The organism is Nocardia sp. JCM 34519.1 (genome assembly GCF_020361265.1).
In the GTDB taxonomy this organism is placed as follows: Bacteria; Actinomycetota; Actinomycetes; order Mycobacteriales; family Mycobacteriaceae; genus Nocardia; species Nocardia arthritidis_A.
This window is the reverse complement of sequence record NZ_JAIRBR010000001.1, coordinates 572,191-596,488: the sequence shown is the minus strand read 5'-3', so window position 1 is coordinate 596,488 and position 24,298 is coordinate 572,191. Positions and strand designations below refer to the sequence as shown.

The window sequence follows — 24,298 nt, the reverse complement described above, 5'->3', positions numbered from 1 at the left end:
AGGCTAGAGGTATGCCGCCGAAAACGATGGACAGGAGTGTCATGCAGCCGCGTCGATCGGTGCTCGCCGTACCGGGCAGCAATCCGAAGATGATCGAGAAGGCCAAGGGGCTGCCCGCCGATGCGGTGTTCCTGGATCTGGAGGATGCGGTCGCGCCGGCGGCGAAGGTGGCCGCGCGGGCCAATATCGTTGCCGCGCTCCGTGATTCGGGATGGGGCCAGCAACTGCGGGTGGTCCGGGTCAACGACTGGACCACCGAGTGGACCTATGCCGACGTGATCGCCGTCGTCGAGGGCGCGGGCGCGCATATCGATGCGATCCTGCTGCCGAAGGTCACCGATGCCGGTCAGGTGCGCGCGCTCGACCTGCTGCTCACCCAGCTGGAGAAGGTCGGTGGGCTGCCGGTCGGCCGCATCGGAATCGAACCGCAGCTGGAAAATGCCATGGGCCTGCGCAATATCGACGAGATCGCGACCGCGAGCCCGCGCGTGTGCAGCCTGGTGTTCGGCCCCGCCGACTTCATGGCCAGCATCAATATGCGCACGCTCGTGGTGGGCGAACAGCCGGAGGGCTACGACACCGGCGACGCCTACCACCACATCCTGATGACGATCCTGCTCGCCGCCCGCGCACACGGCCTGCAGGCAATCGACGGCCCCTACTTGCAGATTCGCGACCTCGACGGCTTCCGCCGGGCGGCCGCGCGCACCGCCGCGCTCGGCTTCGACGGCAAATGGGTGCTGCATCCGACCCAGATCGAGGCGTGTAACGAGATTTTCAGCCCGCGACAGGCGGATTACGATCGCGCCGAGCAGATCCTGGAGGCATACGCGTATCACACCTCCGAATCCGGCGGCGCACGCGGCGCGGTGATGCTCGGCGACGAAATGATCGATGAGGCCAGCGCGAAAATGGCACAGGTAATCGCGGACAAGGGCCGGGCCGCCGGAATGACGCGTTCGTCTCAATAATGGGCACCGCGCGTTTCACACCTCCGCGAGTCGCGCGGAAATAGCAGAATAGACGGTATGACGAATCCCTTGGGGAACTCCAATCGCGCCCGTCAGGGTCTGCCGACCCCGCCATCGGGCTGGCCGGTGGGTTCCTATCCGACCTACGCGGAGGCGCAGCGGGCGGTCGACTATCTGGCCGACGGTCAGTTCCCGGTGCAGGACGTCACCATCGTCGGCGTCGATCTGATGCAGGTCGAGCGCGTCCTGTACCGGCTGAACTGGGGCAAGGTCATCGGCGGCGGCGTCGTATCCGGCGCGTGGCTCGGCCTGTTCCTCGGCCTGCTGTTGAGCCTGTTCACCACCGGCGGCGCGCTCGGGCCGCTGCTCGTCGGCCTCGTCGGCGGCATCATCTTCGGGGTCATCTCCACCTCGATCCCGTACGCCGCGACGAGGGGCACCCGCGATTTCGCGTCCACCATGCAGCTGGTGGCCGGGCGCTACGACGTGCTGTGCGACCCGAAGTCGGCCGAGCAGGCGCGAGACATGCTGGCGCGGTTGGCGATCTGAGCGAATGGAAGTTGTGCATACGGTCCGCACCGAGGTGCTGGACCATTTCGGAATGGCCGGTGCCGGTGTGGATTCCGCCTCGGTGACATTCCTCGGGTTGGAGCCGATCGAGATCCTGCGGATCCCCGGCGATGAGTTGGTGCACTATGTGACGCTCGGCGGGTCGCGGCATCCGATGGGGGATCCGGCTGCGGCGCTTGCGGATCCGGTGCGCGGCCCGCGCGCCGAGCTGGTGTTGACGCTGCGCTCCGGGGTGGGCGCGCAGTCGGGGCTGGCCCGTTCGCTCGGCGTGCTCGCCGCCACTCCCGCGGTGGAAGGTGTTGTGCTGCAAGCGGATGCGCTGCTCGACCTGGGTGAGCCGATCTGGCGTGACGCGCCGTTCACGGCGGTGTTGTTGGGGGACAGTGACATTCCGGATGTGGTGTTGCCGGAACGGGCGGATCCGGTGCGCTACTTCGCCGTGACGCCGGTGACCGCCACCGAGGCGGCGTGGGTGCGGGTGCGGGGTGCGCAGGCGCTGCGCGACGCGTGGGCGGAGGCGGGCATCGATGTCCGCGATCCGCGCCGGGGCGCAGCCGCGCTGTAATACCGAGCGCGACGTCTCCGCACGGTTTGCCCAGTGGCACGGTAAGACTGATGTCGTGCGCATCGATCTCCACACCCACTCCACCGCGTCCGACGGCACCGACACCCCGGCCGAGTTGGTCCGCAACGCCGCGGCCGCGGGCCTGGACGTCGTCGCGATCACCGATCACGACACCACCGCGGGCTGGGCGGAGGCGGTCGAGGCGCGCCCCGATGGGTTGACGCTGGTGCGCGGTATGGAGATGTCGTGTATCGCGCTCGGCGAGGACGGCTGGCCCGTTCCGGTGCATCTGCTCGCCTACCTCTTCGATCCGGCCGACCGCGGCTTCGCCGAGGAGCGGGAGCGGTTGCGCGGCGAGCGGGTCGAGCGGTTGCGTGCGATGGCCGAGCGGATGCGCGCCGACGGACTGCCGATCGACCCGGACGAGGTGCTCGCCTCGGCAGGCGGGTCGGCGGGGCGGCCGCATCTGGCCAGGGCGCTGGTGGCGGCCGGGGTGGTGCCGTCGGTGGATGCCGCGTTCACCGAATTACTTGCCCCGCACGGCAGGTACTACGCCGAGAAGGCCGACACGCCGCTGCGTCGCGCGGTGGAGATGATCGCGGCGGCGGGCGGGGTGAGCGTGCTCGCACATGCCAGAGCGCGTAAGCGTGGCCGGCTGATCGCGGAGGAGGCGATCCGCGAGGCGGCCACGCTCGGCCTCGGCGGTCTGGAACTCGACCATCCCGACCACAGCGCGGCGGACCGGGCCGTGCTCGCCACGCTCGCCGACGAGTTGGGCCTGCTCACCACCGGATCGTCGGATTACCACGGCTCGAACAAGACCATTCGGCTCGGTCAATTCACCACCGATCCGGCGCAATTCGAGGAACTCGCGGGCAAGGCGACGGGGGTGCCGGTGATCGCCCCGTGAACGCGCGGATCGGGATGTCGTCGTGATGGTGCTGCGCGGGTTGAGCGGCGTGGCCGCCGCGGGCGTCTTCGTGCTCACGGCCGTTGTGATCGGCACCGCGATCGCCGCGGTGCGCGGCGGATTTCCCGGACCGGGCGCGATGACCGTGCTGTGGCATCTGGCGGCCTGCGCGATTGCCGTTGCGGCACAGATTTATTCGGACAGGCGTCAAGGTTTTGCGGCATTTTCCGGATCGATGGTCGTTTTTATCGTCACCGGATTATTGCTCTGGACCCAGTGGTGGCGCTGATATTGCCGTAATGGTTGCGGCCCGATGAATTGTGGCCGAACATTTAATCTCGTGACGGAACTCGAGACGGACGTGCTGGTTTTGGGTGGGGGTCCCGCCGGAACTTGGGCAGCCGTCTCCGCCGCCGCGGCGGGCGCCCGAGTGGTCCTGGCGGACAAAAGTCTTTGCGGCAGCAGCGGGCCGTCGGCGGTCGGCGCGACCTCGCTGTGGAATATTCCGCCGGGCTCGGCGCGCGACGAGGCCGTGCGCAATGCGTACGCGCACGGCGGCGGGCTCGGCGATCCCGATCTGATGCACCGGGTGCTGGAGGAAACTCACCGGCGCGTCGAACAATTGGCGGGTTGGGGTTATCGATTTCCCGGCGATACGGTCGGCGCGACGCTGCGGGTCTATCTGGACGGCGCCAGTTATCTGCGCAGGATGCGCCGCAGTGTGATCGCCGCGGGTGTGCGCATCCTCGACCACCATCCGGCCATGCAACTGCTGACCGATCGCGACGGCGTCGTCGCGGGCGCCACCGGCGTGCGGGCGCAGCACGATTTCCGCCCGTGGACGGTGCGCGCGGGCGCGGTGGTCGTCGCCACCGGCGGCTGCGCCTTCCTATCCGGCGGCGCGGGCACCGATGTCGCCACCGGCGATGGCCTGCTCTTCGCGGTCGAGGCGGGCGCGCGACTATCGGGTATGGAATTCTCCAGTGCGTACGGGCTTTCGCCGGTGGTGGATTCCGCGCAATTCGCCTCCGGCCTCGCACTGCATTTCGCCACCCTCTACGACGAATCCGGCACGGTGCTGTCCGGGCATCGAGCGGCCGCCTTCGCCGCGATGGCGGACGGCCGCCGGGTGTACGCGGCGCTCGACGACGTCCCGGATGCCATGCGCCGCTGGCTGTCCCGGCAGGGACTGGTCGACCGGACCAGGCGGGTGCCGCTGCGCGCGGTGCTGGAGGGCACGGTGCGCGGCACCGGCGGGTTGCGGCTGGTCGACGACGACTGCGCGACCGATGTCGCCGGACTGTTCGGCGCCGGCGATGTGACCACCCGCGAGCCGATCACCGGCGCGGTCAGCGGATTCGGCGGTCAGGGCGGGGCGTGGGCCATCGCCTCCGGCGTGTGGGCGGGTGCGGGCGCGGCGCGGTTCGCGCGGCGGCGCGGCACGCCAGGATGCGCCCGCGCGGTACCCGGCGCCGGGTTGAGTTCGGCGGCGCGGATCGATCCGCGGGCCGTGGTTGGGCTGGTGCAGGAGCACACGCTGCCGCTGCGGCGCAGCTACTGGCGCAGCGCGGGCAGCCTCCGGGACAGCATCGGCGAACTCGACTCGATGTGGCCGGGCGCCGAATTCGATTTGGGCGGAATCGGAATCGATCGGCTGCGGGCCCGGCAGGCGGCCGCGCTGCTCGCCGTCGCCAGGTGGACGAAATACAGCGCGCTGGCGCGCACCGAGAGCCGAGGGATGCACCGGCGCACCGATCACCCCGGGGTCGAGGCGGATTGGCGGGTACGGCTGACGTCAGGGGGTCTGGACGCCGTATGGGTGCGGCCCGAGGACTGCGTCGGCGAGCTCACCCGGCCCGCCGCACCGCCGCAGCGCGCCAAACCGCCGAGGTATCGCCCACCGGTGATCGAGCCGGACGCCGCCGAAACCGACCTCACCGCGGGCGACCCACTGCCGCTCTGACAGCTCACCGCGCGCACCTGCGCCGACGCGAGTTTTCCCTTACCGCCGGGTAATTCCGGGCGCATACGGTTGACTCATGCACGACCGAGGAGACCAGTTTGGCAAGTGGTCTGCTCGGCTGGCAGAATGTTGCGGATTCCCGATCCACGCCACCGCCGGGTCAGGGAGATCGATGGCCACCGCCTCGCGACGCACCGTCGCGACCCGTTGGTCATCTCGGATGTTCCACCGGATGTACCCGTCCGGCTCCCGCTCGCAGATCAGTGCGGCGCCATGTCGAACCTCGAAATGCCGGTCGGTCGTAATACCGATCGAGTTTCGAAAAAGTACCGGTCAGCGCACCTGATGAGCGTTTCGAATCCCCTAATACCTATTACCCGGTGGTAACCCTTCCCCCGGTTGTCCGACCCGAGCAGGAGTGAAATCGTGTCACCTGTGACTGACGCACCGAATGCCACTGCCTCCCTTTCCGAAATCACCCACGACGAAATTTTCGCGGGGCACCTCGGGGGCAAGCTCTCGGTCGAACTCTCGGCGCCGCTGGATAACCAGCGCGACCTCTCCATTGCCTATACGCCGGGCGTCGCGCAGGTGAGCCGGGCCATCGCCAAGGACGATGCGCTCGCCAAGCGCTACACCTGGACCGACCGCTTGGTCGTCGTGGTCAGCGACGGCACCGCGGTGCTCGGACTCGGCGATATCGGACCGCGCGCGTCGCTGCCCGTCATGGAGGGCAAGGCGGCGCTGTTCAAGAAGTTCGCCGGGCTCAATTCCATTCCGATCGTGTTGGATACCAAGGACGTCGACGAAATCGTCGACACCCTGATCCGGCTGCGCCCGAGCTTCGGCGCGGTGAACCTGGAGGACATCTCCGCACCGCGCTGCTTCGAGATCGAGCGCCGGGTGATCGAGGCGCTCGACTGCCCGGTCATGCACGACGACCAGCACGGCACCGCCATCGTGGTGCTCGCCGCGCTCAACGGCGCGGCCAAGGTGCAGGGCCGCGCCATCAACGGGCTCAAGGTCGTGGTGTCCGGTGCGGGCGCGGCCGGTGTCGCGTGCACCAACATCCTGCTCGCGGCGGGCGTCGAGGATGTCACCGTGCTCGACTCGAAGGGCATCGTCAGCCGGGACCGCGGCGACCTCAACGCGGTGAAAGCCGAACTGGCCCAGCGCACCAACCCGCGCGGCCTGACCGGCGGCGCGGCCGAGGCGCTCGCGGGCGCCGACGTGTTCCTCGGCCTGTCCGCCGGGCTGATCGCCGAGGAGCTCATCGCGTCGATGGCGCCGGAGTCGATCGTGTTCGCGATGTCCAACCCGGATCCGGAGATCCACCCGGAGGTCGCGCGCAAGTACGCCGCGATCGTCGCGACCGGACGCAGCGACTTCCCGAACCAGATCAACAATGTGCTGGCCTTCCCCGGCGTCTTCAAGGGCGCGCTGGACGCGGGTGCGCGGCGGATCACCGAGGGTATGAAGATCGCCGCCGCCGACGCCATCCTGAGCGTTGTCGCCGACGAGCTGGGGCCGGAGAAGATCGTGCCGAGCCCGCTGGATCCGCGGGTGGCCCCGGCCGTCGCCGAGGCCGTCGCGGCCGCCGCCCGCGCGGAGGGCGTTGCGTAACAAGCCATTTTCCGCGAAATAGGGGCGTCCCGTTCAACGGCGAACGGGGCGCCCTTCGCGTCGGTCGGCGTCTGAAGATTCCCTGAAGGCCGGTGCCGGAGGGGGTCGGGGACGGTCGGTGGCGACGGATACTCGGCTCATGGGCACGCAATCGGCGCAGTGGATGCACACCGCGCGCATGCTCCGCCGGGCCGGATTCGGTGCGACGGGGCCCGAGATAGACGCGGTACAGCAGCAGAATCCGGCCGACTATTTGCGCGCGGCGCTCGCGGCCGATCCGGACGCGGATCCGGGCGCTCAGGCGACACCGCTGCCGGTATACGCGAAACCGAGGGCGCCGGGTAAGGCCGCGCAGGTCGTCGAGCGCAAGCAGTATCAAGCGCAACTGACCGATCAGCTCACCGGGATCACCATGTGGTGGTTGCGCCGGATGGCCGCGGTGCGCCAGCCGGTGCACGAGAAGCTGACCCTGTTGTGGCACAACCACTTCGCCACCTCTGCGGCCAAGGTGCGCGATGCGCAGGCGCTGGTCGCGCAGAACCAGAAATTCCGCACGCTCGGCACCGGGGATTTCGGCGTGCTCGCCTACGCGATGCTCACCGACGCGGCGATGCTGAGATGGCTTGACGGAACGAGTAATTCGGCGAAGGCGCCGAACGAGAACCTGTCCAGGGAATTCATGGAGCTGTTCGCGCTCGGGCACGGCAACGGCTACACCGAAACCGATGTGCGCGAGGGCGCGCGGGCGCTCACCGGGTGGACGATCGATGGCAACGACGCGGTGACGCTCAATGCCAAGCGCCACGACTCCGGGTCGAAAACCCTACTGGGCGTTACCGGTCCGCTGGGGGCGCGGGAATTCTGCGATATCGTGCTCGCCCGTCCGGAGTCGGCGCGCTATGTCGCGGGCCGGATGTGGCAGCAGCTCGGCTCGGACGCGCCGCCCTCGGCGCAGGCGCTCGATCGCGCCGTCGCCGCGTACGGGCCCGGCCGCAACGGCGCGGCGCTGGTGGTCGCCATCCTCACCGATGACGAATTCGCCGCCGCGCACAACACCGTCGTGCACGGACCCATCGAATGGCTGGTCGGCGCGGTGCGGGCGCTCGGCGTACCGCTCACCGCCGACGCCGATGCGCAGAAGCTGATGGGTGTGCTGCGCAGCCTCGGTCAATTGCCTTTCTACCCACCGAATGTCGGCGGCTGGCCGCGCGGGCAGGCGTGGATGTCCACCGCGGCCGCCCAGATTCGGCTCACCGCGGCCGCAGCGCTCGTGAAAAAGGCCGATCTGGGCCGGATTTCGTCGACCGCACCGGCCGACCGGATCGATGCCGTCGGCTATCAGCTCGGCATCGGCGCCTGGTCGGACCGCAGCGCCAAGGTGCTCGCCACCATGCGCGACGATCCGGCGAAGTTGACCGCGGTCGCCCTCAATACTCCCGAATACCTCACCAGCTGAACGGAAGTCATCGCATCATGCCTCACGTCAGTCGCAGACAGTTCCTGGTCGGCAGCGGGGTGCTCGGCGCGCTCGGCCTGGCCGGCGGCTCGCTCGTCTCCTGGGAGGAGTTGCGGCACCGGGCGCAGACCTCGCCGCTGCCACCGAATTCCGGAATTCTCGTCGTGCTCACGCTGTACGGCGGCAACGACGGGATCAATACGGTGATCCCGTACGCGGACAACGCATATCACGATGCCAGGCCCGAATTGTCGTACCAGCCCGACGAAGTGCTGCACCTCGATGATCAGCTCGGGCTCAACCCGGCCATGAAGGGGTTCACGGATCTGTGGAAGCAGCGGAACCTGGCGATCGTGCGCGGTGTCGGCTATCCGCATCCGGATCACAGCCACTTCCGGTCGATGGATATCTGGCAGACCGCGTCACCGGACAGCCCGGTTTCCACCGGATGGATCGGGCGCTGGCTCGACGCCACCGGTGACGATCCGATCCGCGCGGTGAATATCGGTCCGGTGTTGCCACAGTTGGCACTTGGTGAGAAGCACACCGCCGCCGCACTCGACCCGAATTCGGCGCCGCTCAGCGCCGATATGTCCGCGGTGCTGGCCGGGTTGGCCGCAACGGACCCGGGGGACACCCCGTCGCAGGCCGCGGTCTGCCTCGGATACCGCGGCGAACAGACTGTGTCGCAGACCTTTTCGAAGCTTGGTACCGGAAAGAAGGATGCGAATCCGCTTGCCGCGCAACTGGATCTGGTGGGCAAATGCATCAAGGCCGGGGTGCCCACCCGGGTCTACTCGGTGAGCCTCGGCGGCTTCGACACGCACGCCGACGAGCGCCGCACCCAGCAGGCGCTGCTCGGCCGGTTCGACGAGGCGGTCTCGGCGTTCCTGAAAGATATCGCGGGTCATCCGCGCGGCCGCGACGTTGTCCTCATGGCGTACAGCGAATTCGGCCGCCGCGTCGCCGCCAACGCCTCACAGGGCACCGACCACGGCACGGCCGGACCGATGTTCGTCGCGGGCCAATCCGTCAAGGGCGGCTTCTACGGCGACGAACCGAGCCTGAAGGACCTCGACAACGGCGACCTGAAAACCACCGTCGATTTCCGCGACGTCTACGCCGAACTCATGCACCGCGTGATCGACACCGACCCGGGCCCGGCCGTCGGCGGCGCCCGCCACGACCTCGGCCTGATCGCCTGAGCCACCGGCTGTTCAGGAGTTCGCCTCCGGCGCGCGCCGGAGGCGGCCGGTGCCGGGGGTGGCGGCCCAGGTGGCGAAGGCGAGCAGGCCGTCGAGGAGCATGGCCAGGACGGCGACCAGGAGGGCGCCGACCAGTACGCGGTCGTAGTGGTAGAGGCTGATGCCGTCGAAGATGTAGCGGCCGAGACCGCCGAGGTTGACGTATGCGGCGATGGTCGCGGTGGCGACCACCTGAAGGGTGGCGCCGCGCAAACCGGTCAGCAGGATCGGCATGGCGTTCGGGATCTCGACCCGGAACAGGATCTGCCGTTCGTTCATGCCCATGGCGCGCGAGGCGTCGACGACATCCGCTGGGACATTGGCGATTCCGGCATACGCACCCGCCAACAGCGGCGGGATGCCGACGGTGATCAACGCCAGCAGCGGCGGGATCAGTCCGAGGCCGAGCAGCAGCACCAGGAAGGTGAGCAGGCCGAGGGTCGGCAGCGCGCGCATGGCGTTGGCGAAACCGACCAGCAGCGCCGACCCGCGCCGGGTGTGCCCGATCACCAGACCGAGCGGCACCGCGATCACCGCGGACAGCGCCACCGCCAGGAAGCTGTACCAAATGTGTTGGCCGATACGGGTTTCGATACCCGTCGGCCCGCCCCAGTTCGCACCGTCGGTGAGGTAGTGCCAGGCATCGAGGAAAAGATTCACGCCTGAGCGCCTTTCACTCGGGTGGCCCGGGCATCGGCGCGGGTCCACGGCGTCACGAACCGGCCGAGCAGATACACCAGCCGGTCGGCGATCAGCGCGAGCGCCAGCGTCACGATGATGCCCGCGATGATCTCGTCCGGATAGTCGCGCTGATAGCCCTGGGTGAACAGCTTGCCGAGTCCACCGACGCCGATCAGTGCACCCACCGAAACCATGGCGATATTGGTGACGACGACGACCCGCAGACTGGATACGAAAACCGGTACGGCCAGCGGCATGTCGACGGTCAGCGTGCGCCGCAGCGCGCCGAAGCCGACCGCGTCCGCGGCGTCGAGTACGGTGGCGGGCACCGAATCCAGCGCCGCCGGAACGGCGATCACCAGCAGTGCGGTCGAATAGACGGTGAGCGCGATGATCACGTTCAGCGGGTCGATGGTCGAGGTGCCGATGAGCGGCGGGATGATCACGAACAGCGCCAGCGATGGCACGGTATAGGCCAGGCTGGCGGCCGTCACGGTCACCCGCCGCAGCCACGGCACCCGACGGAGCAAGGCGCCCAACGGAATCGCGATCACCAGACCCAGGATCAGCGGCACCAGCGCGAGATACAGGTGGGTCCGGGTGAAACCCATGATCTCCGCGAAGTTGTCGATCAGATACCGCATACCGTCACCCTTTGTCGAAGTAGTGCCGGTTGCGCTCGGCGTCCTCGGTGGCCCGCTGTCCGGCCAACTGCGCCACCACCTCGGTGGCGAGTACACCGCCGCGCACGGCGCCCGAATCGTCGACGGCGACACCGATTCCCGATGGCGAGGAGATCGCGGCGTCCAGCGCCTGGCGTAGGTCGCCGGTGGGTGTGAACAGCGAGCCGCCTGCGGACATACTGTCCGCCAACGGTTGTCCGGCCCGCAGCCCTTCGACGCCGGTGACGTCGACCCAGCCCATCGGGCGCTGGTCCGCGTCCACCACAAGCACCCAATCGCCGCGCTCCAGCCGGTGCGCCGCGATGGTCTCCGCGGTGGCGGTCCGGATCTCGTGCAGCGGAACCGAATCCGCGCTGCGGAAGGACAGGCCCCGATACCCGCGGTCGCGGCCGACGAATCCGGCGACGAAATCCGTTGCGGGCTGGGCGAGTACCTCCTGCGGTGCGTCGTACTGCTGCAGCACCCCGCCGCGGCCGAATACCGCGACGCGGTCGCCGAGCGTGATGGCCTCGTCGATATCGTGTGTGACGAATACGATCGTCTTGTGCAATTCGGCCTGCAGCCTTTGCATTTCGGTCTGCAGTTCGGCCCGCACCACCGGATCGACGGCGCTGAACGGCTCGTCCATCAGCAGCACCGGCGGGTCGGCGGCCAGTGCCCGCGCCACCCCGACCCGCTGCTGCTGGCCGCCGGACAGCTGCGCCGGATAGCGCCCGGCCAGCGAGCGATCCAGGCCCACCCGGTCGAGCACTTCCAGTGCGGCCGCCCTGGCCGCCCGGCGCGAATCCCCGCGCAGCACCGGCACGGTCGCCACATTGTCGACGACCGTGCGGTGCGGCAGCAGCCCGCCGCTCTGGATCACGTACCCGATACCGAGCCGCAGCTTCACCGGGTCGACCGTCGAAATATCCTGTCCGGCAACGGTTATGGTGCCCGCCGTCGGCTGGATCATTCGGTTGATCATCCGCATCGACGTGGTCTTACCACAGCCGGACGGGCCGACGAAGACGGTGAACGATCCGGATTCGATGCGCAGATCGAGATCGGTGACGGCGTGCGTGCCGTCCGGATAGGTCTTGCTGATACCGCGAAACTCGATATCGGACAACGCGATCCCCTTCTAACCGACCGGCTTGTTCAGCCCCTGGGCGGCCACCCATGCCGCCGCCGCTGCCTTGGGCTCGGTCTTACTGCTGCCGGATACGGCCTCGTTCAGCTTGACGAGCTCGTCGGTGGTGAGCTTGGCCGAAACCGCGTTGAGCACGGTGAGCAGCTTGTCGGTCTTCTTGGCGGCGCTGATCAGCGGAACCACGTTCTGCGCCGGGAAGTTGTGCTTCGGATCGTCGAGCACGACAAGGTTGTTCTGCTTGATCGCCGGGGAGGTGGTGAAGATATTCGCCGCGGTGACCTGACCGTCGACCAGGGCCTTGACCGTGGCCGGGCCGCCGGCGTCGCGGATCGGCACGAAGTTGCTCGCGGCGACGTCGAGTCCGTAGTTCTTCTTCAGGCCGGGCAAACCGACTGTGCGCTCGGCGAATTCGGAGGGTGCGCCGAATTTCACCTCGGCCGAGTGCGGGCCGAGATCGGCGATGCTGTGCAGGTTCCAGCGGTCGGCGGTGGCCTTGGTGACGACGACGGCGTCGGAATCCTGGCCGGGCGCGGGGGTGCCGATCGCCAGGTCGGAGCCGAGGGCGGTGCGCAGCGCGGCGTCCACCGCGGTGGCTTCGGTCGCGGTGGCGTTCTTGTCCAGGTACTGGAGCAGGTTGCCGGTGTAGTCCGGGATCACTGAGATGGCGCACTTTTTGAGGGCCGGAACATAGGCCTCGCGGCTGCCGATATTCAGTTTGGTGTCGACGTTGAAACCGTTGGCGCGCAACGCCTCGGCGTAGACGTCGGCGACCGTCTCCGATTCCGGGAAGTCGGCCGAGCCGACCGTGATGCCGTCGCCGGAGCAGTCGCCCTTGTTCGCGAGCGGATTCGAATTGCCGCAGGCGGATAGGATCATCGCCGCGGCGAGTGCGGCCGCGGCGATGAGGAAACGGGCGGCGCGTAGCGCGAGTCGCAGCGCTCGGCCACTGTGTGGGGTGAGGGTCTTCACTGGGGTCCTTCCGGCATGGCGGGCGGTGCGAGGTACTGAAGGCGGCACAGCCACCGGTACATTCTGGATGTCCATACTGCCCGCCGCATGGCGTTCCTCGTAGCTACGGAGAGTTGGTGTCGCCGGATGGTGTTGGCCGCGTCGAGGCGGTTGCTGGTTCGCGCACTTGTCATTGCCACCGCTGTACTGGCCGTATCGTGCGGTAACGGCGGTGAGACCGGGCCGGTCGTCACGGTCGGCGCGGGCGATTCGGCGGAATCGAATCTGCTCGCGCAAATCTATTCGGGTGCGCTGGCGCGTACCGGGGCGCGCACATCGGTGGTGTCCGGGCTCGGCGGCCGCGCCGACCGGTTGACCGCACTCGACGCTAATCGGGTTCAGCTGTTCGGTGAGCACACCGGCGCGCTGCTGGCCGAACTGGATTCCAGCTCGGACGCGCGCACGCCCGCCGAGGTGAACCAGGCGTTGAATCGCGCGTTGCCGGCCGGAACCGTGGTCGCCGACGCGGCGGACGGCACCGATATGCGGCCACGGGTCTTGACGACCGCGGCGGCCGGTGTGCACTCGGTCGCGGAGTTGGTCGCGCACTGCGATGGCCGCGCGATCGGCGTCGCCCCGGTGCCGGGACTGCTCGAGCTGCCTGCCGAGTTGCTGCGCATACCCGGCTGCGCGGCGCCGGTGCCGCTGCCCGATCCGGCCGCGCTGCGAAAGGCATTGTTGGACGGTTCGATTCAGGTCGGTCTGCTATCCGGGCCGCCGATCGATCCGGCCGATACCGACGGTCTCGTCGTGCTCGCCGACACCGAATACGCGGTGCGGGCCGAGAACGTTATTCCGTTGTTCCGCAAGGGCCTGCTCGACGACCGGCGCGCCAAGAAGCTGAATTACGTTGCGGGCGAGCTGAATACCGGTGACCTCAGCGCCATGGTGCGCCGGATGCGCGACGAACGCGCCCAACCCGCGGACCTAGCGCGCGACTGGCTGGATCAGCACGGTCTCTGAGACTGTCCGGGCCCGATGTGTGGCTCGTCACGACATCTCGCACCGGATACTCCCTTGTCACGCGCTTAGTCCGCGCCGTATATTCCGTGTGGAATATTAAGTACGGGGTATGTCGGCAGCACTGGCTATGGTCTGCCGATGACTCGGAAAGGCGGCGGATATGGGGCAGCAGGAGCGCACTGCGGTGACGCCGTTGGCGATCGCCGTGCTCGGACTGCTCGAGGAGCGGCCCATGCACCCGTACGAGATGTATCAGCTGCTGGTCAGCCGCCAGCAGAACGTGCTGGTGAAGGTTCGTCCCGGCTCGCTGTACCACACGGTCGCCCGCCTGGCCGACCTGGAACTGGTGCGCGCCGAAGGCACCGGCCGGGAGGGCAATCGCCCCGAGCGGACCACCTACCGCATCACCGAGCGCGGCCGGACCGCGATGCGGGAGCGGATCGCGGAGATCCTGCGCGCGCCCGCCGCCGAGTATCCGCTCTTCCCGATCGGCATCGCCGAGGCGCACAACCTGCCGATGCCCGAGGTCATCGCATTGCTGAACGAGCGGCTGGAGCTGCTGCGCCGGGAGCTCGCCGAGATCGACATCGCCGGTGATTGGGCCGGTTCCCGTGGCGTGCCACGGCGTTACTGGCTCGTACTGCCCTACCTGCGGGCGATGTTGACCGCCGAGATCGCCTGGGTCGACGAATTTCTCACGGATCTGACCAGCGGTGCGATGGAGTGGGAGCAATTCGACGCGACCACCGGCGATCGGCACGGCGAGCCGTGTGAGGGTCATTCATCCAAGGCCGGTTGACATGTTCACCGAGGTCCAGGAAAGTTAACGGGCGCACACATACCGATCAGTTCGTACTTCGCCGAGTAGATCCCAGACAAGGAACCGAACCCATGTCCACTCAACGCAATCCGTGGCTGGCGCTGTTCGCGCTTGTCGTCGGCTTCTTCATGATCCTGCTGGACATGACCATCGTCGCCGTCGCGAATCCGGCGATCATGACCAGCCTGCAGACCGATATCAACAAGGTCATCTGGGTCACCAGCGCCTACCTGCTCACCTATGCGGTGCCGCTGCTGGTCACCGGGCGGCTCGGTGACCGCTATGGACCCAAGAACCTCTACCTGATCGGCCTGACGGTTTTCACCGCGGCATCGCTGTGGTGCGGTCTTTCGAGGTCGATCGACATGCTGATCGCCGCGCGCGCCGTGCAGGGCCTCGGCGCCGCGCTGATGACGCCGCAGACCATGGCCGTGATCACCCGCACCTTCCCGCCGGACCGGCGCGGTGCGGCCATGGGGCTGTGGGGTGGTGTCGCGGGCCTGGCGACGCTGGTCGGCCCGATCCTCGGCGGTGTGCTGGTCGACGGGCTCGGCTGGGAATGGATTTTCTACGTCAACGTGCCGATCGGCGTCATCGCGTTCGGGTTGGCGATGTGGCTGGTGCCCGCGCTGCCGACGCATCCGCACAAATTCGATATCCCCGGCGTCGTGCTCAGCGCGCTCGGAATGTTCTTGCTGGTCTTCGGAATTCAGGAGGGCAACACCCGCGACTGGGACGGCGTGATCTGGGCGCTGATCGCGGCCGGTGTGCTCGTGCTCGTCGGGTTCGTGTACTACCAGTCGCGCAGCACCGGTGAACCGCTGGTGCCGCTCGGACTGTTCAAGGACCGCAATTTCGCGCTGTCCAGCGTCGCCATCGCCGCCATGGGCGCCGCGGTCACCTCGATGATGGTGCCCTCGTACTTCTTCCTGCAGGGCGTCCGCGATATGTCGCCGACCAAGTCGGCGCTGGTGTTCGCGCCGATGGCGATCATCACCGGTGTGCTCGCGCCGGTTATCGGCAAGGCCGCCGACCGGTTGCACCCGCGCATCGTGCCGACCATCGGATTCGCGCTCTACGCCGCCTCGGTGTTCTGGTTCGCGGCGCTGATGAAGCCGCACGCGTCGATCGGCTGGTTCCTGGTGGCGGCCGCGGTGGCCGGTGTGGCGAACGCCTGCATCTGGGCGCCGCTGGCCAGCACCGCCACCCACAACCTGCCGGTGCAGCAGGCCGGTGCGGGCGCGGGCATCTACAACACCACTCGTCAGGTCGGCTCGGTGCTCGGCAGCGCCGCCATCAGCTCCCTGATCTCGGCCCGCCTCACCGCCAACGGTCTCGGCGGCGGCAAGATCAGCGAGGCGGGCGCCGCGCATATGACCATGCCGGAATTCATCAAGGATCCCTTCAGCACGGCACTGGGGCAGTCCCTGCTCCTCCCGGCAGGGGTGCTGTTGATCGGCGTCATCGCGTCGGCGCTGTTCGTCCAGCACGGCAAGTCCGCCAGCGGTAAGCAGGACGCGCCGGTCAAGGCGGATACCTTCGCCCACTGAAACCTGTGGCCCCGCAAGCTGAATCGGCTTGCGGGGCACGGGATGCTAGGCGAAGTTCGCGGTCAAGACCGTGTAAGTGCTGCTGTCCTCATCCGGTTTCACCGCGACGAGGGTGAGCCTGCCGCCAGCCCCCGGGCCGCCGGTGATGTTCAGGTCGAAGCGAAGACGTAGCCGCGTCTCCTGGGACTTCGCTCCGGATACGTCGCTGGTCTCACCATTGGACCACCGAATTACCCCGTTCAGGGGCAGCGAAGGGGCGAACAAGCCGTTCTGGATCGCATTCACCGTTGTCACATCGACGGAGCCGGCGATGATGCCGGGCAGGGCAGGGCCGGCGCAGTTGGTCACCGCGCCGAGGAAGTTCTGCCGAAAATCCGCCACACCCCTGACGTTCAGAGTCCCGCCGTAGCAGCCGCCACCAACCGGATCCGCATGCGCGGTGGGCCCTGCCGCGGTAGCGCCGGCGATGGCCAATGCACCTAGCGCGGAGCCTAATAGAGCTCTGAGTTCAAATGCCGTCGTAATCCGTTGACCCGACACGTCACCTTCTCCTATGCATACCGCTTATATCCATGCACGACAACAGGTCTCCGGCCGATTCAATAAATCAGGTTCGGGAAGCCTCAGTGCCACATCGTATTTTGTTCCCGCCGATGGGTGGGGGTACCGAGTGCGGTACTGATGTCGTGTAATCAGGAAATGATCTCGGGCGATGTGTCGACGGTACCGACCCCGAACTGATCGGGTCAGGAGACCTGGACGGTGATGGATGGGTAACCCGTTGCGCCGTCGGGGATTACGTCGGCGCGGGCGGCGGTTTGGGGTTGGCCGGTGCCGTCGGTGGCGCGGGCGCGGATAGTGTGGGCCCCGGGGGTGGCATCCCAGTCGAAGACCCATTGGCGCCAGGTGTCGATGGACTGGTCGGCGGCCAGGCGGGCCTGCTGCCAGTCGCCGTCGTCGATCTGTACCTCGACGGCGCGGATGCCGCGATGCTGCGCCCAGGAGACGCCCGCCACCTGGACGCGGCCGGACTTCAGGCGCGCGCGGGAGCCCGGAGTGTCGATGCGGGTGCCGGTTTTGATGGGTCCCTTGGCGGACCAGCCGCGCTTCGTCCAATAGGCGCTGGCGCGGTCGAAACGCGTAATCTCCAGCTCGGTAACCCATTTCGTGGCGGAGACATAGCCGTAGAGGCCGGGGACGACCAGGCGGGCCGGGTAGCCGTGCTCGATGGGCAGCGGTTCGCCGTTCATGCCGACCGCCAAGATGGCGTCGCGGCCGTCGGTCAGCGCCGCGAGCGGGCTGCCCGCGGTGAAACCGTCCACGCTGTGCGATAGCACCATATCGGCGTCCGGATGCACGCCCGCCTCGGCCAGCATTTCGTCGAGGCGATAGCCGAGCCAGCGGGCGTTACCGACCAGATCGCCGCCGACCGGATTCGAGACGCAGGTCAGCGTCACCAGTCGCTCGATCGGCTGCCGCTTCGCCAAATCTGCCCAGCTGTAACGGATTTCGCGATCGACAAGACCGTGGATGCGCAGCGACCAGTCGTCGACCGATACCTGCGGGACGAGCAGGGCCGTGTCGATCCGATAGAAATCGGAATTCGCGGTGAGATACGGCGTCAGACCCGGAACCCGCAGATCGCTGTTCGGATCGATCGGCGCGGGCGGTCCGCTCGGCGTCGGCAGTTGCACCGCCGCCCGCTCGCCGGAAACATTGCGCCGGGCGGCCGCGAACACCCGTCCGCCGACTCCTGCGGTGAGGGCGATTGCTGCGGTAATTCCTATGCCGCGCAGAATCTTTCGGCGTTCAACGGAGGTGTCCGCTGGTGACGTGGCCGTCGAAGTCTGGGATGTCGCCGCATCGTGCGCGGCGGATTCGTCGTCGGTCGGAGGTTGGTCGGGGTCGGCGGTATGGCTTGCCGATTCGGTTGTGGCGGAACTGTTTCCGATCGGTTGGGCGGATGCTGGTGTTGCGGAGGCGTTTTGCGTGGCCTCGGCGGCATCGATGCGTGTGGTGATCGCGCGCAGGGCATAGCCGCCCGCGATTACCCCGATGACGATCGGCAGTGCGGCGCTCAATCCGGCTCGGTTGGCCGCGAACAGCGCGGTCAGCAGACCGAAGGCGACGAGCAGGATGGTGCCCGCGGCACGGGTGGTGCGCTCGATGGCGCCGATCAGTCCGGCGGCGAGTACGGCGACTACCGCCATGCTCAGATAGAGCACGGTCTTGTCGTGGGTGCCGAAGGAGGAGATGGCCCACTCGCGCAGGCCGGACGGCGTGCCGTCGACCACCGTGCGGCCGAGCACGTTCAGCGGTTCGCTGTCGGGACCGAACAGTGCCGACAGCAGTTCGGCGATGCCGAGGGTGAGTCCGGCCGATACCAGCCCGGCGAGCACCCGAAGTCGCAGTTCGGCCATGGATTCGAGCGTAGTGCCGAGCCGGGCCGATGAATGTGACCATTCGATGACGCGGCCCGGCGGGCTCGCCTCAGCCGCCGAATTCGTCGGCGAGGGTATTCCAGAACATCAGTTCGTAGCTCTGGAACAGCCGGGCGTACAGGTGCGCGTCGGCGCGGATCAGCCGCCCGGAATCCAGTCCGGCCTGGATCGCGGCGAGCGCCTGCTGTTCGATCTCCGGCACGTCGGCGGCGAAGAAATCGAAGAACGCGCAGGCCTTGTCGTCGAAGCCGTAATGCTCGCGCATCCCGGCCGCGACATTCTTGCAATAGCGCCCGAAGGCGTTGAAGTTGGCGAAGATTCCGGCCGCGGCCGCCGCCGATTCGGCATTGAGCGCCAGCCACGCCATGAACGCCGGATATGCCTGGCAGCCCGCGCGCGGGCGCTGCCGGCCCGGATCCGGCCCGGCCGCCGCAAGCAGCTCATCGATCATGCCGAGCGCCTGTTGCTCACCGGGGGCCAGCGCGCCGAAGAACGCGCGTGCGTTCGGCTCATCCGCCCATGCGGCCAGCGCGTGGAAACTGCGCCAGTCGCTGCCGGTGATCCGATGTTCCTCGGTGGCGATCGCCGCGAACACCGCGCGCGGGGCCTTGCCCGCGACGATCAGCGGCACGAGTCGATTGTCCTCGTCCTGGGGTGCGAGCTCGGTCTGGATCTCATCGAGCAATTCGCGTGCGGAACCGGTCATCTCGGCGGCCTCCTGGCTCTCGACGATGCCGTCCATTCAACGCCGCCCGTGGTGCGCGCACACCGGTTTTCGGCTATTGCCGCCGGAACATATTCGGCCGCAGGGTGTTTCGAACCCCTACGGCTGTCGACGCACCAGCCTGCGCACCTGGGCGGCCGATTCGCAGCCGAGTGCCTCCCGCGCGAGCGCCCCGCACCTCGTCGTATCGAGCGTGCGTACCTGTGCCTTGACCATGGCGACGGCGGGCGGGGCGACGCTGAGTTCGGTGACGCCCAGACCGAGCAGCAGCGGCACCGCGGCCGGATCGGCGGCGATCTCACCGCATACCGCGACCCTGGTGTCCCCGGCGCCCCGGCACACCAGATCGATCAGGCGCAGCACCCCGGGATCCAGCGGGTCGGCCAGCGCCGCGATGGTGTCGTTGCCGCGGTCGACGGCCATGGCGTACTGGGTCAGATCATTGGTGCCGATGCTGAAGAAGTCGACGTATTCGGCGAGCACCGCCGCCTTCGCCGCGGCAGCGGGCACCTCGATCATTATCCCGATCTCCAGCGAAAGATACTGCGGGGTAACGTCATTCAGAATCTGACGGGCCGCCTGGAGTTCGTCCAGCCCGGTGACCATCGGGAACATGACGCTCACCGGATGGTCGGCGGCCACCGCGGCGACGGCCCGCAACTGGTCGCGCAACAGGTCCGGGTGGGCCAGCGCGAGCCGGATGCCGCGCAGCCCGAGGAACGGGTTGGCCTCCGGTCGCTGGTCGATGTAGGGCAGCGGTTTGTCGCCGCCGACGTCGAGGGTGCGCAGGATGATCCGGCGGCCGTCGAAAACCTTCGCCAACTCCCGGTAGACCTCGGTCTGCTCGGCGACCGTCGGCGCGTGTTCGCGGCCGAGGAACAGGAATTCGGTGCGCACCAGCCCGGCGAGATCGGCCCCCGCGCGCACCGCGTCGACCGCATCGGCGACGCTGCCGACATTGGCGGCGACATGGATTTCGGTGCCGTTCTCGGTGACGGCCCGCTCCTGCGCCGCCGCCTCGGCCGCGCGTCGCCGCTCATCCTGTTCGCGTGCGCGCGTTTCGAATTCGGCGAGTACCGATGGCTCGGGCGCGACCACCAGCCGACCGCTTCCACCGTCGAGCGCGACAACGGTGTCCGCCGGAATCCGCAGCACTTCCGCGCCCGCGCCGACCACGGCCGGAATACCCTTCGAACGGGCCAGGATCGCGCTGTGCGCGGTCGGGCTGCCCTGGGCCAGCACGATTCCGTCCAGCAGCGACCGGTCCAATGCCGCCAGCTGCCCTGGTGTCAGATCGGCGGCCACGAGAATGCCTGGGCGGGTGACGATCTCGCTCGCTTGCCCGAGCAGCATCGCCAGCACCTGATCCCGCACCGCACGCACATCCGCAGCCCGCGCCCGCTGATACTCATCCGGCAGCCGCGCCAATTCCACTGCGGCGTCCTCGAATACCGCAGCGAACGCGGTGGCCGCCGGTGCACCGTCGGCAATCCGCCGCCGCACCTCATCGGACAGTTCCTCGTCGTCGAGCAGAATCAGATGGGCTTCGAAGATATCGGCCTCAGGAGAACGACCGCCGCCGCGCGCGATATCCGCCACAAGCTGCTCGCGCACCCGGCCGATGGCATCATCGAGCGCCCGTTGCTCATCCACCGGTGGGCCCACCGGACGCTCGGGCAGCGTGAATTCCGTTGTGGCCAGGTGCCATACGGGCCCGATGCCGATCCCAGCCGAGGCCGGGTACGGTCCGGTCCGCCGATCCTCGAGCTCGGTGCCTGGCGTCCGCGAATCGCCCGCATCCGTCGGTTCGCTTGCGCTGCCCCCGGATTCGATTCCGCCCTGTGTGCTCGCCGGGACTTCGGGAGTGACCCGGTTCGATCCTGTTGCGGGACGGGTCGAGCGAGGTGCGCTTCGGGATGCGGCGGACCGTGCCGACTCGCTATCGGTTGGTGCGGCACCGGGTTGTTCGGCAATCGAGCCGGGGTGGTCGGCGGATTCAGGGGTGGTTCGGATCGATTCCGATGCGTCGCTGGATGCGGGCGCGCTCACGGTTGTGGCAGGCTGCCCTGGCTCGCGATCGGCTGGTGTCGCAACGGATTGTTCGGTGGGCAAACCGCTGTGGTCAGTGGGTTCGGGGGTGGTTCGGATCGATCCCGGTGCGTTGTTGAACGCACTGGACGTGCCGACGGGCGCGGCGGACTGTCCGGGCTGGTAATCCGTTGGTACGGCACCGGATGGGTCGGCGGCGGAGTCGGTCGGCTCGGCCGCGTGGAACGACCCGGATGCGGCGCCGGGCGATGCTGTTGCGGGACGGGCCGATTCGGTTGCTCTGGTGTGCGAGGCATTGCGCTTGGCCTCGGTGGGTTCTTCGTCGAACCAGCGATCGGCGAGTGCGCGTATCCGGTCGATCGCGGTTGCCGCGTCGGGGCCGGTTGCGCTGACCTCGATTTCGTGTCCGGCGAGCACGCCGAGTGCGGCGATTTTGGTGAGGCTGCGGCCCGAGATCGGTCCGGCGCCGGTGGTCAGGTTGCGCAACCGGACATCTGTGTCGATGCCGCGCAATGCGGCTACCAATCGTGCTGCGGGGCGTGCGTGCAGCCCGTGCTCGTTGCGTACAACCACGGTGGTCCGCTTTATCGAATTGTCCTGCTGTGCACCAGAATTCGTGACGAACGGATTGTGCTCGCCCGACTCGGCACTGGGCCGGAGGCGTGTGTCCTGCCCCGGCGTAACGTCTGCGGCTGGTTGCGGTTGGCCGCTCGGCTTTTCTTCGCCGCCTGGCCGAGGGTGTGTGTCCTGTTCGGGGGTGGCGTTTGCGGCTGGTTGGGGTTGGCCGCTCGGCTTTTCCTCGCCACCTGGTCGAGGATGTGTGTCCTGTTCGGGAGTAGCCGGTTGCGTCTGCCCGCCCACGCCGAGCTGAGACCGCTTGCCCAGCAAAGCACTATCCGCCTCGGCCGCGACCTCATCGAGCGAGGCCCCGCTGCCCGCGGTGACCACGGCCGCCACCAGCCCCTCGACAATCGGTGCGGCGCAAAGCTTCACCTCATGCGGGGATTCCAGCAGATCGATGGCGAGTTCGGCCGACAGTACCGCGCTGCCCAGATCCATCAGCAGGAGTACGCCGTCGCCGGAGTCGGCGGCGTCGATCGCGTCCGCGACCGCGACGGCGTCGGTGCCGAGGGTCTCTTCGTCGAGTCCGGCCGCGATTTCCACCCGCACCGGCCGTTCACCCTGCATTTCGGCGGCCAGCGCGACGGCGGCGCGCGCCAGCGGACGGCTGTGCGAGACGACGACGATGCCGATCATCGCAGCGCCCGCCGTGCCGCGCGCACCAGTAGGGCCGCGCTGGTCGCGCCGGGATCCTGGTGGCCGACACTGCGTTCACCCAAATACGAGGCGCGTCCCTTGCGCGCCTGCAGCGGAATGGTCGCGTCCCGCCCGGCCTCGGCCGCGACCAGCGCGGCATCCAGTGCGTCGGCGAATTCGCCTCCCGCGGCGAGCTTTTCGTCGAACGCGTCGGCGGCGGGGGCGAGCGCGTCGAACATTGTCTTGTCGCCCGCCTCGGCCTTGCCGCGGGCGACGACGCCGTCGAGCCCGGCGCGGAACGCCTTCGCGAAGGTCGGCGCGTCGACGCCGTCCTGGCCGACGGCGGCGGCGAACCGGAGGAAGAAGGTGCCGTAGAGCGGTCCGCTCGCCCCGCCGACACTGCGGATCAGCACCATGCTGGTCTGCTTGAGTGCCGCTGCCGCGGAATCGGGTTCGGCCTCGGCGAAGGCCGCCACCACCGCCGCGGTGCCGCGCCGCATATTGCTTCCGTGGTCGGCGTCGCCGATGGCGGCATCCAATTCGGTTAGCGTGTCGGCATTTTCGTCGATCAGCGCGGCGAATTCGCGGACCCAGGCAACAGGATCGATGACGTTCATGGTCACATCCCCCAGCGCAGCGCGGGCGTGCGGACCGGCGCGTCCCAGAGCCGCAGCAGTTCGTCGTCGATCTTGGTGAGCGTCACCGAACAGCCCGCCATCTCCAGCGAGGTGATGTACGGGCCGACGAGCGAGCGCGCCACCTCGATGCCGTGTCCGCGCAGGAGACGGGCGACCTCGTTGTACATCACGTACAGCTCGATGAGCGGGGTGCCGCCCATCCCGTTCACGAAGCAGATCACCGAATCCCCTTGGCGGAACGGCAGATCCGACAGAATCGGCGCGACCAGCATTTCCGCGACCGCGCGGGCGGGCGCGAGCGGCACCCGTTCGCGCCCCGGTTCGCCGTGTATGCCGACGCCGATCTCCATTTCGCCGTCGCCGAGTTGGAAGGTGGGTTTACCGGCGGCCGGGACGGTGCACGAGGTGAGCGCCATACCCATGCTGCGCGAGTTCTCGTTGACGGTGCGCGCTACCGCGGCGACCTCGGCGAGCGAACGCCCCTGTTCGGCCGCGGCGCCCGCGATCTTCTCCACCAGCACGGTGCCGCCGACGCCGCGCCGCCCCGCGGTGTAGAGGCTGTCCTGTACGGCGACATCGTCGTTCACCACGACGGCGACCACCTCGCCGCCGGTTTCGGCGGCGGCGAGTTCGGCGGCCATATCGAAGTTCATCACGTCGCCGGTGTAGTTCTTCACGATGTGCAGCACCCCCGCGCCCGCGTCGACGGCGGTGGTGGCGGCGAGGATCTGGTCCGGCACCGGCGAGGTGAAAACCTCACCGGCGCAGGCGGCGTCGAGCATGCCGTACCCGACGAAGCCGCCGTGCAGCGGTTCGTGTCCGGAGCCGCCGCCGGACACCAGTCCGACCTTGCCCGGTTTCGGCGGTTCGGCGCGCAGGACGAGCCGGTTCTTCTCGTCGATCCGCAGCTCCGGGTGGGCGGCCGCCATCCCGGCGAGCGCGTCGTCCACCACCTCGGTGGGATCGTTGATCAGTTTCTTCATCGTCGGTGTCCTCGATCGGCCCAAAGGTATTTTCGAATGCCATTCGATAATGTCGAATCTAATTCGTAGA

General features: G+C 68.1%; 22 protein-coding genes. 12 read left to right on the top strand and 10 right to left on the bottom strand.

The features are described from left to right. The first annotated feature begins 41 nt into the window (after positions 1 to 41). The 9 genes from LGY53_RS02835 to LGY53_RS02795 all read left to right on the top strand — a co-directional run bounded on the left by LGY53_RS02835 (position 42) and on the right by LGY53_RS02795 (position 9,263). The gene (locus tag LGY53_RS02835) at positions 42 to 971 is read left to right on the top strand and encodes a CoA ester lyase (RefSeq protein ID WP_225725047.1); all 930 of its coding nucleotides are present in this window, start codon (positions 42 to 44) and stop codon (positions 969 to 971) included. A 57-nt stretch (positions 972 to 1,028) separates the two neighbouring features. Then, entirely contained in the window at positions 1,029 to 1,520 is a 492-nt protein-coding gene (locus LGY53_RS02830) for a general stress protein (RefSeq protein WP_225725046.1), read from the top strand. 4 nt (positions 1,521 to 1,524) lie between these two features. Further along, positions 1,525 to 2,106: a suppressor of fused domain protein gene (locus tag LGY53_RS02825; protein ID WP_225725045.1), complete on the top strand. Its 582-nt coding sequence runs from the start codon at positions 1,525 to 1,527 to the stop codon at positions 2,104 to 2,106. Between the two features lie 55 nt (positions 2,107 to 2,161). Next, entirely contained in the window at positions 2,162 to 3,016 is an 855-nt protein-coding gene (locus tag LGY53_RS02820) for a PHP domain-containing protein (protein ID WP_225725044.1), read from the top strand. A gap of 25 nt (positions 3,017 to 3,041) precedes the next feature. Beyond that, positions 3,042 to 3,305: a hypothetical protein gene (locus LGY53_RS02815; RefSeq protein WP_255663542.1), complete on the top strand. Its 264-nt coding sequence runs from the start codon at positions 3,042 to 3,044 to the stop codon at positions 3,303 to 3,305. A gap of 24 nt (positions 3,306 to 3,329) precedes the next feature. Further along, positions 3,330 to 4,979, top strand: a complete 1,650-nt coding sequence (locus LGY53_RS02810; RefSeq protein WP_374111117.1) for an FAD-binding protein — start codon at positions 3,330 to 3,332, stop codon at positions 4,977 to 4,979. Positions 4,980 to 5,405: 426 nt separating this feature from the next. Next, on the top strand, positions 5,406 to 6,602 hold the full coding sequence (locus LGY53_RS02805; RefSeq protein ID WP_374111116.1) for an NADP-dependent malic enzyme: 1,197 nt from the start codon (positions 5,406 to 5,408) through the stop codon (positions 6,600 to 6,602). Between the two features lie 139 nt (positions 6,603 to 6,741). Next, on the top strand, positions 6,742 to 8,058 hold the full coding sequence (locus LGY53_RS02800; protein WP_225725040.1) for a DUF1800 family protein: 1,317 nt from the start codon (positions 6,742 to 6,744) through the stop codon (positions 8,056 to 8,058). Between the two features lie 17 nt (positions 8,059 to 8,075). Beyond that, positions 8,076 to 9,263, top strand: a complete 1,188-nt coding sequence (locus LGY53_RS02795; RefSeq protein ID WP_225725039.1) for a DUF1501 domain-containing protein — start codon at positions 8,076 to 8,078, stop codon at positions 9,261 to 9,263. A 12-nt stretch (positions 9,264 to 9,275) separates the two neighbouring features. Here the strand turns inward: LGY53_RS02795 and LGY53_RS02790 are convergent, their stop codons facing one another. The 4 genes from LGY53_RS02790 to LGY53_RS02775 are packed head-to-tail and all read right to left on the bottom strand — an operon-like array spanning position 9,276 to position 12,671. Beyond that, positions 9,276 to 9,962 carry an ABC transporter permease gene (locus LGY53_RS02790; RefSeq protein ID WP_225725038.1) on the bottom strand — a complete coding sequence of 229 codons (687 nt, stop codon included), beginning with the start codon at positions 9,960 to 9,962 and terminating at the stop codon, positions 9,276 to 9,278. After that, positions 9,959 to 10,627 carry an ABC transporter permease gene (locus LGY53_RS02785; protein ID WP_225725037.1) on the bottom strand — a complete coding sequence of 223 codons (669 nt, stop codon included), beginning with the start codon at positions 10,625 to 10,627 and terminating at the stop codon, positions 9,959 to 9,961. Before LGY53_RS02785 ends, LGY53_RS02790 begins: the two co-directional genes overlap by 4 nt. Before the next feature lie 4 nt (positions 10,628 to 10,631). Continuing rightward, entirely contained in the window at positions 10,632 to 11,774 is a 1,143-nt protein-coding gene (locus tag LGY53_RS02780) for an ABC transporter ATP-binding protein (RefSeq protein WP_225725036.1), read from the bottom strand. Positions 11,775 to 11,786: 12 nt separating this feature from the next. Beyond that, on the bottom strand, positions 11,787 to 12,671 hold the full coding sequence (locus tag LGY53_RS02775) for an ABC transporter substrate-binding protein (RefSeq protein ID WP_225725668.1): 885 nt from the start codon (positions 12,669 to 12,671) through the stop codon (positions 11,787 to 11,789). Positions 12,672 to 12,890: 219 nt separating this feature from the next. Between LGY53_RS02775 and LGY53_RS02770 the strand changes: the two genes are divergently transcribed. The 3 genes from LGY53_RS02770 to LGY53_RS02760 all read left to right on the top strand — a co-directional run bounded on the left by LGY53_RS02770 (position 12,891) and on the right by LGY53_RS02760 (position 16,136). Next, entirely contained in the window at positions 12,891 to 13,766 is an 876-nt protein-coding gene (locus LGY53_RS02770; protein WP_225725035.1) for a glycine betaine ABC transporter substrate-binding protein, read from the top strand. 160 nt (positions 13,767 to 13,926) lie between these two features. Next, on the top strand, positions 13,927 to 14,565 hold the full coding sequence (locus tag LGY53_RS02765; protein WP_225725034.1) for a PadR family transcriptional regulator: 639 nt from the start codon (positions 13,927 to 13,929) through the stop codon (positions 14,563 to 14,565). A gap of 92 nt (positions 14,566 to 14,657) precedes the next feature. Next, positions 14,658 to 16,136: a DHA2 family efflux MFS transporter permease subunit gene (locus tag LGY53_RS02760; protein ID WP_225725033.1), complete on the top strand. Its 1,479-nt coding sequence runs from the start codon at positions 14,658 to 14,660 to the stop codon at positions 16,134 to 16,136. A gap of 45 nt (positions 16,137 to 16,181) precedes the next feature. Here the strand turns inward: LGY53_RS02760 and LGY53_RS02755 are convergent, their stop codons facing one another. The 6 genes from LGY53_RS02755 to dhaK all read right to left on the bottom strand — a co-directional run bounded on the left by LGY53_RS02755 (position 16,182) and on the right by dhaK (position 24,228). After that, complete coding sequence (locus LGY53_RS02755; RefSeq protein WP_225725032.1) at positions 16,182 to 16,610, bottom strand: hypothetical protein; 429 nt, start codon at positions 16,608 to 16,610, stop codon at positions 16,182 to 16,184. Positions 16,611 to 16,882: 272 nt separating this feature from the next. After that, complete coding sequence (locus LGY53_RS02750; protein ID WP_225725031.1) at positions 16,883 to 18,556, bottom strand: molybdopterin-dependent oxidoreductase; 1,674 nt, start codon at positions 18,554 to 18,556, stop codon at positions 16,883 to 16,885. A gap of 70 nt (positions 18,557 to 18,626) precedes the next feature. Further along, entirely contained in the window at positions 18,627 to 19,319 is a 693-nt protein-coding gene (locus tag LGY53_RS02745) for a hypothetical protein (protein ID WP_225725030.1), read from the bottom strand. Positions 19,320 to 19,400: 81 nt separating this feature from the next. Beyond that, positions 19,401 to 22,607, bottom strand: coding sequence for a phosphoenolpyruvate--protein phosphotransferase (ptsP, locus tag LGY53_RS02740; protein ID WP_225725029.1), 3,207 nt, complete (start codon positions 22,605 to 22,607; stop codon positions 19,401 to 19,403). Continuing rightward, positions 22,604 to 23,224: a dihydroxyacetone kinase subunit DhaL gene (gene dhaL, locus LGY53_RS02735; RefSeq protein ID WP_225725028.1), complete on the bottom strand. Its 621-nt coding sequence runs from the start codon at positions 23,222 to 23,224 to the stop codon at positions 22,604 to 22,606. Before dhaL ends, ptsP begins: the two co-directional genes overlap by 4 nt. A 2-nt stretch (positions 23,225 to 23,226) precedes the next feature. Then, positions 23,227 to 24,228 carry a dihydroxyacetone kinase subunit DhaK gene (gene dhaK, locus LGY53_RS02730; protein ID WP_225725027.1) on the bottom strand — a complete coding sequence of 334 codons (1,002 nt, stop codon included), beginning with the start codon at positions 24,226 to 24,228 and terminating at the stop codon, positions 23,227 to 23,229. Between the last annotated feature and the right edge of the window lie 70 nt (positions 24,229 to 24,298).